The organism is Arthrobacter sp. KN11-1C (assembly GCF_052180225.1).
In the GTDB taxonomy this organism is placed as follows: Bacteria; Actinomycetota; Actinomycetes; order Actinomycetales; family Micrococcaceae; genus Arthrobacter.
This window is the reverse complement of the sequence record NZ_CP197467.1, coordinates 1,439,821-1,454,110: the sequence shown is the minus strand read 5'-3', so window position 1 is coordinate 1,454,110 and position 14,290 is coordinate 1,439,821. Positions and strand designations below refer to the sequence as shown.

The following is a 14,290-nucleotide window of genomic DNA, read 5'->3' as shown; positions in this document are numbered from 1 at the left end:
CCGATCACGGCATGGCGCACTGCAGCCCGCAAGCGAATGGGCTATGAGGCGCGACGGCGGAACTATAGGCTGGTGCGAACGGCCCCTTCCGGGGTCGGTGCACTGCTGCGGACGCATCTTTTGGGGAGGAAAACGTGTCACAGCCAGACCCGGGATACCGGCCTGACCAGGGACCCCAACCGCCGTGGGGCGCTCCCCCGCCCGGCGCACAGCCGCAGTGGGGCGCACAGCCGCAGTGGGGCGCGCCGCAGTATCCGGGGCAAGCGTGGGGCGCTCCGGCCGATCCGCGTTGGCCGGCCGGCGGTCCGCCTCCCTATGGCCAGCCACGCTACGTGGCTCCCCCGAAACCTGGAATCGTGCCCCTCCGCCCTCTCTTCTTCGGTGAGATCATGGACGGCGCCTTCCAGACCATCCGCCGGAACGCGAAGACCATGTTCGGGTCCGCCCTTATTGTCCAAGCCATCATCGGGGTATTGAGCGGGGTCGCCACCCTGGGCATGCTCGGAATGGGCCAGCCTCCCGTAGGAGGTTTCACTTCGCAGGCCCAAGCGATGAACTACCTGGGTCCGGTCCTCGGTTTTACTGCCGGGATCATGGGCATTTCATTGCTCACCATGGTGCTCACCTCAATCCTTCAGGGCGTTATGGCAATCCCCGTGGCCAGGTCGGCGCTAAACCGCCCGACCGGGTTCAAGCAAATGTGGTCCCTTGCCCGCTCACGAATCTGGCCGCTCGTTGGCCTTGCTTTCCTCCTGCTTGCCGGATCATTCCTGTTCGTCGTGGCGGTGTCCGTGCTTGCCGTCCTCATCCTGAGCGCGACGGGACCCGTCGGGCTGCTTCTGGTCCTTCCTTTGGGATTCGGTGCCTTGGTCGTGTTCATCTGGATTTACATCAAGGTGCTGGTGGCTCCGGCCGCGGTGACCGTAGAAGAGCTTGGCGTCTTCGCCGGTCTTCGGCGTTCCTGGGCCCTTACAACCAGCAGCTGGTGGCGGATCCTTGGAATCACGCTACTGGTGGCCTTCATGGTGGGTATCATCGGGTCGGTCATCCAGATTCCCCTGAGCTTGGCGTCCGGCGGATTAACGGCCGTCTTTTCGCCCCATGCCAGCACCCAGCAAGTGACCACGACAACCGTGGTCCTGCTGGTGGTTTCGCAGGTCGTAGGGGTCCTCATAAGTGCAGTCGGCTTCGCTTTCCAAACCTCGGTAGCGGCCCTGATCTACATGGACCTGAGGATGCGGCGCGACGGACTGGACGTGGAGCTCCTGCGGCTTCTGGAGACCGGGGAAGATCCCGACGGCGTTCCCGGCCGTCGCGGGCAACGTCAAGCCGGTGCGCAGCCGTGGCCGCCGACCACCGGTCAGGGCTTCCCCACAGGATGAACCCGGCATCCGCGCCCTTCGCCCTTCTTTTCGCCACGTCCGAACCTCCCGTTGATCCCGACCGCGCGGAAGCGCAACGGTGGGCGGTTGAGGAACTGTCCAAACCGCAGTACGCAGCGGCAAAACCCAGTTGGATCGATCAGTTATGGACCCAGTTCATCGACTGGCTCCGCTCCTTGAACGGCGGCTCCATCAGCGGGCCGAATATCGGAGTGCCGTTGATCGCCGCCCTGGCCGTGGTCCTCATTGTGGTCGCCGTGATAGTTGTCAGGCCAAGGCTCAACGCCCGAAAGAAGACGTCGGCGGAAGTCTTCGACGGCGAGGCAACAGTTGACGCCGACGCATTCCGCGCTCGGGCAGCTGTTGCGGCAAGCCGCGGGGACTGGCAAACAGCCGTCGTCGAACAATTCCGAGCCGTGGTCCGCTCTGCGGAGGACCGGGCAATCATTGATGTCCAGGCTGGCCGGACCGCGGACGAGGCGGCTGCTCAATTGGGACGCGCATTCTGGGAAGCCAGTTCGCGGCTCGAGGAAGCGGCCCGCATTTTCGATGGCGTGAAGTACGGGAAAGCAACTGCCACGGCTTCCGATCACGCCGCAGTGCAGGGCTTGGACACCGGACTGTCGGGCATGAAACCTGACTACACCGGCCAACCCGCCAACGGTTTGGCAGTGCCGCGATGACCACGGACACCCAGAGGCTCCGATGGCCGGCGCAGTTGCGGGGCTGGTCGCGCCGCCACGTGGCCTGGATCATCATCGGTGCCATCGTCGCGGTACTGGGCGTTGTCACGGTGACGCAATCCCCCGCGAACCCGGACAGCGCGCCCCTCTCCGCCGGCAATCCGGCCCCGGATGGCGCGATGGCCGCCGCCGAAATCCTCCGGCGGCACGGGGTCACGGTCACGGAATCCGATTCGTTCGCCACGACCACCTCGCTGCTATCGAAGGACCCGGGCGCCACCGTCTTCCTGTATGACCGCAATGGCTATCTCGATTCCGGCCAGTTGCGCAGCTTGCTGCAAGCGGCCGCGCGCGTGGTGGTCGTGGCCCCCGGCCTCCGAACCCTCACCGGGCTGGGCAGCGGGATCCACAGCGCCGGGGTGGTGCCCGACGGTACGTCGACGTTGCAAGCGGGATGCGGTCAGGCCGATCCAGTGGCAGCAGGGAGTGTCTCCGCGAAGGGCGCGTTCCTTTACACAGGCGCCGAAGCCATTTGCTACCGGCCGAGCAGCAAGGACGGCGGCATGTACGCGGCCAGTGCGGACGGGCGGCTGGTGGTACTCGGCAGCACAGCCCTGCTCAGCAATGATCTCCTCCAAGTGGAAGGCAATGCCGCGTTGGCACTCCGAACCCTCGGGCCTGCGCCGGATCTCGTCTGGTATCTGCCCGGACTTGGAGACGTACCGCATGACGGCAGGCCGCCTACGCTGAACGACTTGGCGCCACCGTGGGTTGGCTTCCTGGGATTGTGGTTGGCGGTGATCGCGGTGCTCTCCGTGCTGTGGCGGGGCAGGCGGCTTGGTCCGCTGGTGTTCGAGCCGCTGCCGGTGGTGGTCAAGGCCGTGGAGACCGCGGAAGGCCGCGCGCGCCTGTACCAGGATTCCCGCGCCGTGGGCCGGGCAGCCGATAATCTCCGGGCCGGCACGTTGACCAGGCTCGCCAAGCACTTCCGACTCGGTCCTGAGGCCGGCGCACACGCCGTCCTCGATGCCGTGTCCGGGAAGGTCAACCGGCCGGCACAGGAACTGCGGGTGGTACTGCTGGACCACAGGCCACGCACCGAATCGGAACTGGTCCACTGGGCACAAAGCATCGAAAAACTCGAGCAGGAGGCAACCGCCCCATGAGTAACCAAGCAATGAGCAATCAAGCGAACAGCTTCACCGACGGCGACCATGGCTACTCGGGAGGCCCGGCGTCGCAGGGGCAACCAGCGCCGGCCCCTGCCCCGTCCGATCCTGCCCGCAAAGCCTTGCTGGACGTCCGTCACGAGGTAGGCAAGGCCGTCGTCGGGCAGGACGCAACGGTAACGGGCATGCTCATCGCGCTGCTCTGCGGGGGCCACGTACTGCTTGAGGGTGTTCCGGGCGTTGCCAAAACCCTGCTGGTGCGGGCTTTGTCAACGGCGCTGAGCCTGGACACGAAGCGCGTCCAATTCACGCCGGACCTCATGCCCGGCGATGTCACGGGCTCGCTCGTTTACGACTCGCACACCTCGGAATTCACTTTCCGCGAAGGCCCGGTGTTCACCAACATCATGCTGGCGGACGAAATCAACCGAACGCCTCCCAAGACCCAGGCTTCGCTGCTGGAAGCCATGGAGGAGCGACAGGTATCGGTGGACGGACTCTCCCGGCCGCTGCCGTCGCCCTTCATTGTGGCCGCGACGCAGAACCCGGTGGAGTACGAGGGCACGTACCCCCTGCCCGAGGCACAGCTGGACCGCTTCCTCCTCAAGCTCTCCATGCCGTTGCCTGGACGTGCAGAAGAGATCGAAGTGGTCCGAAGGCATGCGGAAGGCTTTGATCCACGCAATTTGCTCGCGGCGGGAGTCCGGCCCGTAGCGGGGGCCGCCGAACTCCAAAATGCCCGCGACGCGGTGGCCGGAGTGACAGTTGCCCCCGAGATCCTCGGCTATATCGTGGACGTCGTGCGGGCGACGCGGGCGGCGCCGTCGTTCCAGCTGGGTGTCTCCCCGCGTGGCGCCACGGCGTTGCTGAACACCTCGCGTGCCTGGGCGTGGTTGTCCGGACGCAACTTCGTCACCCCCGACGACGTCAAAGCACTCTCCCTCCCATGTTTGAGGCACCGTGTCGGGCTTCGTCCCGAGGCCCAAATGGATGGTGTAAACATAGACGATGTCCTCGGCAGCATCCTGGCTTCTGTTCCCGTGCCGCGTTGAGAGGCCGCGCCTCATGACTGTCCGAGCCATGACCATCCAGGGGTATTGAATGGCGATCACAGGCCGCTTCGTGCTGCTGGTTTTCGCCGCGTTGGCCCCCTTGGTACTGTTTCCCGCCTGGAGTACGGTCCTTCTGACCACCGCCGTCTTGCTCGCGCTGTTGTTGTGCGACGTCGTGCTGGCCGCATCGCCCGCGAAAATCGTCCTCCAGCGCAAGGACCCGGGGAATGTCACCCTGCATTCGGAAACGGAGTCCGTTCTGACGCTGGAGAACGGCAACCAGCGGACCTTCCGCGGGCTGGTACGGGACGCCTGGCAGCCGTCCGCCGGGACCGTCGCCGCGGTTCAGCGCGCCGATATCCCGGCTGGTGAGCGGCGGCGAGTGACGGTACGCCTGAGGCCCACGCGGCGCGGCGAGCTGACCGCACCGCACGTTACGCTGCGTTCCTTCGGCCCGCTTGGCTTGGCCGCCAGGCAACGTACCGTGGCCCTCCCCGGCGGTCTGCGCGTCCTGCCGCCATTCCATTCCAAGCGGCATTTGCCGTCCAAGCTGCGGAAACTGCGGGAGCTCGACGGCAAGGCGGCCGTGCAGATCCGCGGAGCCGGCACGGAGTTCGATTCCCTCCGCGACTACGTCCGCGGTGACGATGTGCGCTCCATCGACTGGCGGGCCACCGCCCGGCGCACCGCCGTCGTCGTCCGGACTTGGCGGCCGGAACGGGACCGCCGCATCGTGATTATGCTCGACACCTCGCGCACGGCGGCAGCCCGGATCGACGACGAGCCACGACTGGACACAGGGATGGAAGCGGCGCTCTTGCTGGCAGTGCTGGCTGAGCGGGGCGGGGACCGCGTGGACTTCTTCGCCTTCGACAGGCGCGTCCGCGGGCGCGTCGATTCGGCGGCGAAAGGCAGTCTCCTCGGCTCCCTGGTCCAGGCGATGGCTCCGCTCGAGGCGGAACTGATCGAGATGGACTGGGCCCGGATCCCGGCCGAAATTCGGGCCATTTCGGCGCACCGTTCCCTCGTGGTCCTGTTGACCTCTCTCGACAGCGGCGCTCCAGAAGAAGGCCTCATCCCCTTGGTAGCGCAACTGGTGCGGCAGCACGTGGTGCTGATTGGATCGGTCCGGGACCCCTTGCTCGGACGGATGAAGGAGGAACGCACGACGGCGAGCCAGGTCTTCCGTGCCTCTGCCGCCGAACGTGCCCTGCTGGACCGAGAGGCGGTGAGTGCCCAATTGCGCCAGCTTGGCGCGGAGGTCGTCGACGCCGAGCCCGTGGAATTGCCGCCGCTCCTGGCGGATGCGTACATTCGGCTGAAGGCCGCGGGCCGCTTGTAGCCCGGCCAGGTGCCGAGTCCACAAAATCAATTACCCGGAATCCGAGGAAAGCACATGAGCACACCCATCTACGAGCTGGCGCTGGGCGCCAAGTTCCGGCAATTGCAGCCCGAGCTCCAGGACTATTTCTCCCTCGCGCCGGGCTCCGGATCCTACGGAATCGGCGAGGGCGTCTTCGACGTCGTCGGTTGCCGCCAGAAGTGGCTCCGGCCCCTCCTTGCCACGGTCGCAGGGGAAGAGGCCTTTTTCCCCGAATACGGGGAGCGCATCCCGTTCCGCATCGAAAATCATGCGCACTTTGATCCGTTCGGACGGTCCAGCCTCACTGCCCGGCGCGAAATCTTCTTCCCAGGGCACACCCGCTTGTTCCATGACACCACCGTTGCGGAGACCAGCAGCGACGGCACCCGCCTGGTCGACTATGTGGGCCGGTATCGCCGGCTCGCCACGGCTCTGGACCTGGATGTCACGCCGGAGGGGAGGCTTCGCGGCGTCTCGGGCGCCTCGCGTTTGTTCCTGGGTCCCCTGAGGCTCGTCCTCCCGGCTTCCCTTGATGCCAAAGCCTACGCAGAGCAATGGTGGGATGCGGCAGAAGGCAAGCATCGGATCCAGGTAAAGGTCCTCCAGCAGCATGTGGGCCTGGTCCTGGTCTACGCGGGCTCCTTCGATTACCGTTTGGCACCCTCGCTACCCGCGGCCGATGGTGCCGTGGCCGCATGGACCGCCACTGCCGCCGTCGGGCTCCCCCGCTACGCCGAGCCGGACCGGTGGGAACGGCGGGTCTAGCAGGAGCCGAACGAAAGGCTAACCGAGCGCGAGCTGGTTCAGCCCGTCGGCAAGCTGGGTCAAGCGGCTCAGGACCTCTTTGGCTCCTGACGGCGAGTACCCGGCCAGCCCGTCCGACGACGTGACACGAACGGCCCCCAGGCTCGACGCCGGCAGGCCGAGTTGGCGCCAAGGCCGCCACACACTGTCCACGAGTTCGGCGGTGCGTGGCAGGGTTGCCCGCGGATTCTCTACCGGGAGGGCGCCGGCCCACAGGGATTTGCCCGCTTCGACCGCAGTGGCAAGCTGTTCCCATTGGCGCGTGGTGAGTGCCTTGAGCGGAAGGGCGACGCCGTCGGCCCCCGCGGCGAGGATCTGCTGGATGGGTGCTTCGATCTCAGGAACCGAAACCACTGTCTCCGCGACTCCCGCGGCCCGCAGCGCGTCGATGACCAAACGCCACGCGCCCGTGGCCTCTTCGAGCGGGATGGCGCGCAGGGTGCGGTAGCCGCTCGCGGTGCGAATGGTGCCCGCCAACACGGAAGAGATGTCCGGCTCGTCGAGCTGGACCACTATCCCGGCGCCCGGCACGGCATCGCGGATCCGCGACACGTGCTCGGCGACGCCGGCCGCCAAGGATTCGGCAATGTCCCTCCTGGCACCGTAATCGAGAAGAGCGCGTTCCCCGTTGTGCAAATAGAGGCCCGCCGCGAGGCTCATGGGGCCGCGCAACTGAATCTTGAGTTCCCCGGCGGAGGTTTCTTCCGAGCCGGCAACATCGGCGAGGACGTTGATGTCCGTGGCAAGGGCGGATTTGGCGCGCCGCAGGTCTTTCCCCGGGCGGTCGACCAGGCGCCAGCCGTGGGGCTGCACATCGATGGCCAGCTCGACCAGGAGCGATGCAGTCCGGCCGAGGGCGTCCGAGCCGACACCGCGGTCCGGAAGCTCTGCAAGGAACGGCAGGTGCGGGCTGCCCAGCTCGCCACGGATCACCCGTGCCGCTTCGGCAGGATCAGTCCCGGGCCAAGGACCCAAGGCCGTGGCGGTGACCTGGTTCTGCGCGGTTTCGGCAGGCACGCGGTCAGGCCTGCGCGATGGAAGCCTGGTGGCCCTCGGCGATGGCCTCGTGGTGCCGGATGACCTCGCTGATGATGAAATTCAGGAATTTTTCGGCGAAGGCAGGATCGAGGTGCGCTTCTTCGGCGAGGCGGCGCAGCCGGGCAATCTGGGCGGACTCGCGCCCCGGGTCCCCTGCAGGGAGCTTGTGCGTCGCCTTGAGGACGCCCACTTTCTGGGTGGCCTTGAAGCGTTCGGCGAGCAGGAAGACAAGGGTGGCGTCGATGTTGTCGATGCTGGAGCGGATGGAGAGCAGCTCGTCCATGACGGCCTGGTCCACACGGCCTGCAAGGGAGCTGGCGGAAGGATCGAAGGAGTCGGCGTCGGGGAGGGCGTGGTTCTGCTCGGTCATTCCTCCAGTCTAGGGTGTGCCGGCCGGGCCTTGAGGGGCAGAATGGGCATGTCCGGCCCGATGATAAGGAGAGCACGCATGAAAATCGCAGTTCTTGGCACCGGAATGGTAGGGCATGCCCTGGCAAGCAAATTGGTGGAGGTCGGGCACGAGGTCATGATGGGTTCCCGGGAGGCCGGAAATCCCAAGGGCACGGAGTGGGCGGCGCAGGCAGGGCCGGGAGCGAGTTCCGGTTCCTTCGCCCAGGCTGCAGCCATGGCGGAAATCGTGGTCAATGCAACCCCGGGCACGGTCTCGCTCGCAGCGTTGAGCGAGGCCGGGGCCGCGAACCTGGCCGGCAAGGTCCTGGTGGACGTGTCCAATCCGCTGGACTTTTCCGCAGGGTTCCCGCCCTCGCTCTCCGTCTGCAATACCGACAGCATTGCCGAGACCATCCAGCGTTCCTTTCCCGAGGCCCGTGTGGTCAAGACCCTCAACACTTTGACCGCTCCGCTGATGGTTGATCCGCTCAGGCTGGCCGATGGTGCCCATGACGTCTTCGTGGCGGGGAACGACGACGACGCGAAAGCCACCGTCGTCGGGCTCCTGCGGGAGTTCGGTTGGATTCCGGAACACATCCACGACCTGGGCGGGCTCGACGTCGCCCGCGGCCTTGAGATGTGGATGCCGCTGTGGCTCCGGATCTTCATGCGCCAGCCGAAGGACAAACTCTTCAACATCAGCATCGTCTCCGAATAGCCGTAGCAGAACGGACATGCCCGCCCTTCGTGGAGAAGGGCGGGCATGTCCGTTCTTGCGTATGACCGCTTCGATGGCGGGCTAGATGCCCAGCAGTGCGCGGTTCTCCTCGCGGCGTCGGGCCTGTTCGTCAGGATCCGGCACCGGCAGCGAGGCAATGAGCCTGCGGGTGTAGTCGTGCTGGGGATTGCCCATGATCTGGCTGCCGATCCCTTGTTCCACGAGCTCGCCCTTGAACAACACGCCCACCCAATGGGAGAGGATGTCCACGACGGCGAGGTCGTGGCTGATGAACAGCGCGGCAAATCCGAACTCTTCCTGAATGTCCTTGAACAGTTCCAGGACCTTTGCCTGCACGGACACGTCGAGGGCCGACGTCGGCTCGTCGGCGATCAAGAGGCGCGGGTTGAGCGCGAGAGAACGCGCCAGCGAAGCACGTTGGCGCTGCCCGCCGGAGAGCTCGTGCGGGAAGCGTTCAGCATACGACGCCGGCAGCTGCACCGATTCGAGCAGCTGCGCCACGCGCAGGCGTGCTTGGGCCGGGCTCGGGTGGGTATGGATGAGCAGCGGTTCCGCCACGCACTCACCAATGGTCAGGTGCGGGTTGAACGAGGCGGCCGGGTCCTGGAAGACGAAGCCGATGTCCTTGCGCAGCGGCTTGAACGTGTGCTCCTTGAAGCCCAGCATTTCGTAGCCGAGCACCTTGAGGCTGCCGCCCGTTGCCCTGTTGAGGCCAGCGATGGCGCGGCCGATTGTGGACTTGCCCGAACCGGACTCGCCAACCAGGCCGAAGACCTCGTTCTCGGAGACCGTGAAGCTGACGTTGTCCACGGCCTTGAATCCGGGCTTGCCGAGGCGGCCTGGATACTCGATGGTGAGGTTCTTTGCCTCAACCAGGACCTTTCCGCCTTGGTGCAGGCGCTCGGTGGCCCCTTCGGACGCCGAGTTGCGGCCGAGGTGCGGCACGGCGGCCAGCAGCTTCTTGGTGTAGTCCTGCTTGGGCTCCGCGAAGAGGACCCTGGAAGTAGCCTCTTCCACGACGTCGCCTTGATACATGACCACGACGCGGTCCGCCAGGTCGGCCACGACACCCATGTTGTGGGTGATGAGGACAATCGAGGTGCCGTACTTGTCGCGCAGGTCCCGGAGCAACTGAAGGATTTCGGCCTGGACCGTGACGTCCAGGGCCGTCGTCGGCTCGTCCGCCACGATCAAACCCGGGTTCAAGGCAAGCGCGGCCGCGATGACCACGCGTTGCTTCTGGCCACCGGAAAGCTGGTGGGGATAGTAGTTGACGCGGGTTTCGGGATCAGGGATGCCCACCTTGCGCAGGGCTTCGGTGGCCCGCTTCTTGGCTTCCCTGGCCGAGATGCGGTGTCCGTCCGAGGCGTGGGCCCGGATGCCTTCGGCGATCTGCCAGCCGACCGTGAACACCGGGTTCAGGGCCGTTGACGGTTCCTGGAAGACCATGGCCACATCGCGGCCGCGGATCTTGCGCAGTTTGGACGCGCTGACGCTGATGACGTTGTTGCCGTTGATCAGCACGGCTCCGGAGCTGATGGCTGTCTCCGGGAGCAGGCCGAGGATGGTCTTGGCCGTGACAGTCTTGCCGGAACCCGACTCCCCCACGATCGCCAGGACTTCGCCGGCTTTGACCTCGAGGCTGACGTCCTTGACCGCGTAGACGTCTCCGCTGTCCGTGGCAAAGGTGACCTTGAGCCGTTCGATGTCCAGGACCGGCTGGCCGGATTGCAGCGGCTGGTCCGAAATGTTGCCGATGTTGGTGGTCATGCCTTACCTGCTTCTGGTTCAGGGGCGGTGGTGGCCCCTGTGTTCTTGCCGTCGGTACCTGCCGTGGCCTTCGAGCGGGAGGCCTTGCCTCCAGCACGCTTGCGACCGCGTAGCCGGGGATCGTTGAGATCGTTGATGCTCTCGCCGACCAGGGTCAGCCCCAGCACCGTGAGGACGATCGCGATACCCGGGAAGACGCCCGTCCACCAAATGCCGGAGGAGGCGTCTGCCATGGCCTTGTTGAGGTCGAAGCCCCACTCCGCGGCCGAGGACGGTTCGATGCCGAAGCCCAGGAAGCCGAGGCCGGCCAGGGTCAGGATCGCTTCGGAGGCGTTCAAGGTGAACATCAGTGGAAGCGTCCGGGTGGCGTTCTTGAAGATGTGCCGGGTGATGATCCGGAAGCTGGAAGCGCCCAGGACCATGGCCGATTCCACGAACGGCTCGGCCTTGAGCCTGATGGTCTCGGCCCGGATCACGCGGAAATACTGCGGGACGAACACCACGGTGATCGAGAAGGCGCAGGCGAGGATGCCGCCCCAGAAGCTCGACTGGCCACGGCTGATGACGATCGACATGACGATCGCCAGGAGCAGGGAAGGAAAGGCGTAGATGGCATCGGCGATGACTACCAGCACGCGGTCCAGCCAGCCGCCGAAGTAACCGCTGAGCAGGCCCAGTGCCACGCCGAGGAAGATGGACATCGCCACGGCGACGACGATCACGGTCACCGCGGTCTGTGAACCCCACAGGACGCGGGAAAGAACGTCGTAGCCGCCCACCGTTGTGCCGAGCAGGTGCTTGCTGCTGGGGGCCTCCTGGGTGGGGAACGAGCCGGAAGCGTCACTCAGTTGGGAATAGCCGTACGGTGCGATGAACGGCGCAAGCACGGTCGAGAGAAGGAAGAGCCCGGTCAGCACCAGCCCTGTGATGAGCATGCCCCTCTGGAGGCCAACGCTCTTGTTGACGTGGGAAATGACGGGAAGTCCGGACAGGAAGGACTTCTTCCGTCCTGAAATTGTTGCAGTGCTCATGTCAGTACCTCACTCGCGGGTCGATCAGCGCGGCGACGACGTCCACGACGAAGTTGGTAAATGCGACGATGACGGCCAGCAGCACCACGATGCCCTGGACCGCGACGAAGTCCCTCGCATTCAGGTATTGGACCAGCTGGTAGCCAAGGCCCTTCCATTCGAAGGTGGTCTCGGTGAGCACGGCTCCGCCGAGCATCAGTGCGATCTGCAGGCCCATGACGGTGATGATGGGGATCAACGCCGGCTTGTAGGCGTGCTTGGTCACGAGCCGGAACTCGCTGACGCCACGGGAACGGCCGGCCTCGACGTAGTCCTTGCCCAGCGTGCCGATGACGTTGGTCCGGACGAGGCGCAGGAAGACACCGGCGGTCAGGAGACCGAGCGCAATGGCGGGAAGCACTGCGTGCGACACGACGTCGCCGAGTGCGTTGAAATTGCCGCTGCGGAGGGCGTCGAGCCAATAGATGCCGGTGGGGGCGGCCAATTGGCCCATGGCCAGCTCTGTACGGGTGGACACACGCCCGGCCACCGGGAGCCAGCCGAGCCAAACGGAGAACGTCAGCTTGAGCAGGAGTCCGGAGAAGAACACCGGGGTGGCGTAGCAGAGGATGGCAAAGCAGCGCAGGAAGGCGTCCGTCGCCCTGTCGCGCCTTTGGGCGGCGATCATGCCCAGCGGGATGCCGACCGCGAGCGCCACGATCAGCGCGTTGATCGACAGCTCAAGGGTGGCCGCGCCGAAGGTCGACAGCATTTCGACGACGGGGCGCCGGTCGGTGATGGTGGTGCCGAAGTTGCCTGTGACCAGCTGGCCAAGGTATTCGAAGTACTGGATGATGATCGGCCGGTCGTAACCGGCGTCGTGGATTCTCTGTGCCAGGACATCCGGGGGAAGCCGGCCGCCCTGCGCCGCGGTGATGGGGTCTCCGATGACCCGCATGAGGAAGAAAACCAGCGTCACGAGGATGAAGATCGTGGGAATGATCAGGAAGAACCTGACCACGATGTACCTGCCGAGACCCCCGCCCGCTGATTTACTCTTGGGAGCGACCGCGTCCGGTTCGACGTCGGGCACCTCTATAAGTGTTGTCATTGCTACCTAAAGTTCATTGCCCGCGGATCGCGCGGGGTTTTGCTCAAAATGTGAGGCAATCAGCAATAAGGGGAGGCAAAGCACCTGTTGGCACCCGCCTCCCCCTACCGGCTGCTTACTTTGAAATAGTTCCCAATCGGAACTTGAAGGAAGCGTCAAGCGTCTTGTCGACGCCGTTCACGCCCTTCGCCGAGATGGCAACCTGGGCACCCTGGAGCAGCGGCAAAGTGGAAATGTCCTTTGCCAGAGCGTTCTGGGCATCCTTGATGGTGGATTCGCGAGCCGACTTGTCCGTGGTGGTCAGCTGCTTGTTGATCAGGTCGGTCACGGCCTGGTCGTTGAAGTGGTTCTTCAAGAAGCCACCGTTCGGGAAGAACGGGGTCAGGTAGTTGTCCGGGTCGCTGAAGTCAGGGAACCAGCCGAACTGGAACAGCGGGTACTCGTCGGCACGGCTGGCCTTGCTGTAGGTCACCCATTCGGTGGACTGCAGGTTGACCTTGAAGAGGCCCGACTTCTCCAGCTGGTCCTTGATCATGGCGTACTCGTCGCCCGAGGACTTGCCGTAGTGGTCCGGGTTGTACTGGAGGTTCAAGGTGACGACGTCCTTGACGCCGGCATCGGAGAGGACCTTCTTGGCTTTGTCCAAGCTCGGCTTTCCGTTATCGCCGTAAGCATCCTTGAACGACTCGTTGGCGCCCAGGAAGCCGCTCGGGACGTTGGAGTACAGCGGCAGGTAGGTGCCCTTGTAGACCTGGTCCGCGATGGCCTGGCGGTCAACGAGGTTGGCGATCGCCTGGCGCACGGCAAGTGCCTTGGCCGGGTCGGCACCGGGTGCCTTGGCGCCGAACGGCATGGTGTTGAAGTTGAACGTGATGTAGCGGATCTCGCCGCCGGGGCCAACGTTGACCTTGACCTTCGAGTCCTTCTTGAGGTCGTCGACGTCGGTGGCGCTGAGGCTTCGGTTTGCAACGTCGATGTTGCCCTGCTGGATGTCCAGCTTCATGTTGGTCGGCTCAGCGTAGTACTTGATCGTGGCGGCGTCATTGGCCGGCTTGCCCAGTACACCCTGGTAGTCAGGGTATGCCTTGAGGCTGATGAGCTCGTTCTTCTTGTAGCTGTCGATCGTGTACTGGCCATAGAACGCCTTGGCCTTGATGATGTCGTCATCGGAAAGCAGCTTGTCGGCCGGGAAGACCTGGTGGTCCACAATCGGCGCGGCCGGGCTGCTGAGGATCTGCGGGAACGTCTGGTCGTTGGCGAGCTTCAGCTTGAAAACGACAGTGCTGGGGTCAGGGGCGCTGACGCTGTCCAGGTTTTCGAGCAGGCTTGCGGGACCAGCGGGGTCGTTGATCTTGAGCTGCCGGTCGAAGGAGAACTTGACGTCGGTGGAGTCCAGCGTGTGGCCGTTGGCCCACTTCAGTCCGGGCTTCATCTTGACGGTGTACTCGGTGGGCGACGTGAACGACGCCGACGCGGCCAGGTCCGGAACGGGGTCGGCGCTTCCTGGCTTCGAGTTGAGGAGGAAGGAATAGACCTGGTTCATCACCATGAAGGAACCGTTGTCATACGAGCCTGCGGGGTCGAGCGCGGTCACCTTGTCGGTGGTGCCATAAGCGATCGGGCCGCTTGCAGCTGAAGATGCTGAACCGCCGCCGCCCGCCGGGCCCGTGCAGGCCGTCAGAGCGAATACGGAGATGCCCGCGAACGCGATAACGCTGCGCAAGGCTTTTTTGTTCAATGCCATCAGTGAACTTTCTGTTCGATGGATACGGCGAACCG

The 14,290-nt window shown here is 64.9% G+C and carries 13 protein-coding genes; 7 read left to right on the top strand and 6 right to left on the bottom strand.

What is annotated here, in order from left to right:
* Window positions 1-134 precede the first annotated feature (134 nt).
* The 6 genes from ACSBOX_RS06830 to ACSBOX_RS06805 are packed head-to-tail and all read left to right on the top strand — an operon-like array spanning window position 135 to window position 6,414.
* Entirely contained in the window at window positions 135-1,382 is a 1,248-nt protein-coding gene (locus ACSBOX_RS06830; protein ID WP_442545370.1) for a hypothetical protein, read from the top strand.
* Complete coding sequence (locus tag ACSBOX_RS06825; protein WP_442545369.1) at window positions 1,379-2,065, top strand: DUF4129 domain-containing protein; 687 nt, start codon at window positions 1,379-1,381, stop codon at window positions 2,063-2,065. Before ACSBOX_RS06830 ends, ACSBOX_RS06825 begins: the two co-directional genes overlap by 4 nt.
* Window positions 2,062-3,231 (top strand): DUF4350 domain-containing protein, encoded by a 1,170-nt coding sequence (locus tag ACSBOX_RS06820; RefSeq protein WP_442545368.1) that lies wholly within the window; start codon window positions 2,062-2,064, stop codon window positions 3,229-3,231. The genes ACSBOX_RS06825 and ACSBOX_RS06820 overlap by 4 nt, the downstream gene beginning before the upstream one ends.
* Before the next feature lie 11 nt (window positions 3,232-3,242).
* A complete protein-coding gene (locus tag ACSBOX_RS06815; RefSeq protein ID WP_442545974.1) occupies window positions 3,243-4,286 on the top strand; it encodes an AAA family ATPase in 1,044 nt (347 codons plus the stop codon).
* Between the two features lie 49 nt (window positions 4,287-4,335).
* Window positions 4,336-5,628, top strand: a complete 1,293-nt coding sequence (locus tag ACSBOX_RS06810; protein WP_442545367.1) for a DUF58 domain-containing protein — start codon at window positions 4,336-4,338, stop codon at window positions 5,626-5,628.
* Window positions 5,629-5,682: 54 nt separating this feature from the next.
* Complete coding sequence (locus ACSBOX_RS06805; protein ID WP_442545366.1) at window positions 5,683-6,414, top strand: DUF4166 domain-containing protein; 732 nt, start codon at window positions 5,683-5,685, stop codon at window positions 6,412-6,414.
* Between the two features lie 18 nt (window positions 6,415-6,432).
* Here the strand turns inward: ACSBOX_RS06805 and ACSBOX_RS06800 are convergent, their stop codons facing one another.
* Window positions 6,433-7,470 carry a hypothetical protein gene (locus tag ACSBOX_RS06800; RefSeq protein WP_442545365.1) on the bottom strand — a complete coding sequence of 346 codons (1,038 nt, stop codon included), beginning with the start codon at window positions 7,468-7,470 and terminating at the stop codon, window positions 6,433-6,435.
* Between the two features lie 4 nt (window positions 7,471-7,474).
* Window positions 7,475-7,861, bottom strand: a complete 387-nt coding sequence (locus tag ACSBOX_RS06795) for a chorismate mutase (RefSeq protein ID WP_059387536.1) — start codon at window positions 7,859-7,861, stop codon at window positions 7,475-7,477.
* Between the two features lie 78 nt (window positions 7,862-7,939).
* Between ACSBOX_RS06795 and ACSBOX_RS06790 the strand changes: the two genes are divergently transcribed.
* A complete protein-coding gene (locus ACSBOX_RS06790; protein WP_442545364.1) occupies window positions 7,940-8,599 on the top strand; it encodes an NADPH-dependent F420 reductase in 660 nt (219 codons plus the stop codon).
* An 81-nt stretch (window positions 8,600-8,680) separates the two neighbouring features.
* Here the strand turns inward: ACSBOX_RS06790 and ACSBOX_RS06785 are convergent, their stop codons facing one another.
* The 4 genes from ACSBOX_RS06785 to ACSBOX_RS06770 all read right to left on the bottom strand — a co-directional run bounded on the left by ACSBOX_RS06785 (window position 8,681) and on the right by ACSBOX_RS06770 (window position 14,255).
* Window positions 8,681-10,390: an ABC transporter ATP-binding protein gene (locus ACSBOX_RS06785; protein WP_442545363.1), complete on the bottom strand. Its 1,710-nt coding sequence runs from the start codon at window positions 10,388-10,390 to the stop codon at window positions 8,681-8,683.
* Window positions 10,387-11,421, bottom strand: coding sequence for an ABC transporter permease (locus ACSBOX_RS06780; protein ID WP_442545362.1), 1,035 nt, complete (start codon window positions 11,419-11,421; stop codon window positions 10,387-10,389). Before ACSBOX_RS06780 ends, ACSBOX_RS06785 begins: the two co-directional genes overlap by 4 nt.
* Window position 11,422: 1 nt before the next feature.
* Entirely contained in the window at window positions 11,423-12,511 is a 1,089-nt protein-coding gene (locus tag ACSBOX_RS06775) for an ABC transporter permease (protein ID WP_078108371.1), read from the bottom strand.
* 115 nt (window positions 12,512-12,626) lie between these two features.
* Window positions 12,627-14,255 carry an ABC transporter substrate-binding protein gene (locus tag ACSBOX_RS06770; RefSeq protein ID WP_442545360.1) on the bottom strand — a complete coding sequence of 543 codons (1,629 nt, stop codon included), beginning with the start codon at window positions 14,253-14,255 and terminating at the stop codon, window positions 12,627-12,629.
* Window positions 14,256-14,290 lie beyond the last annotated feature (35 nt).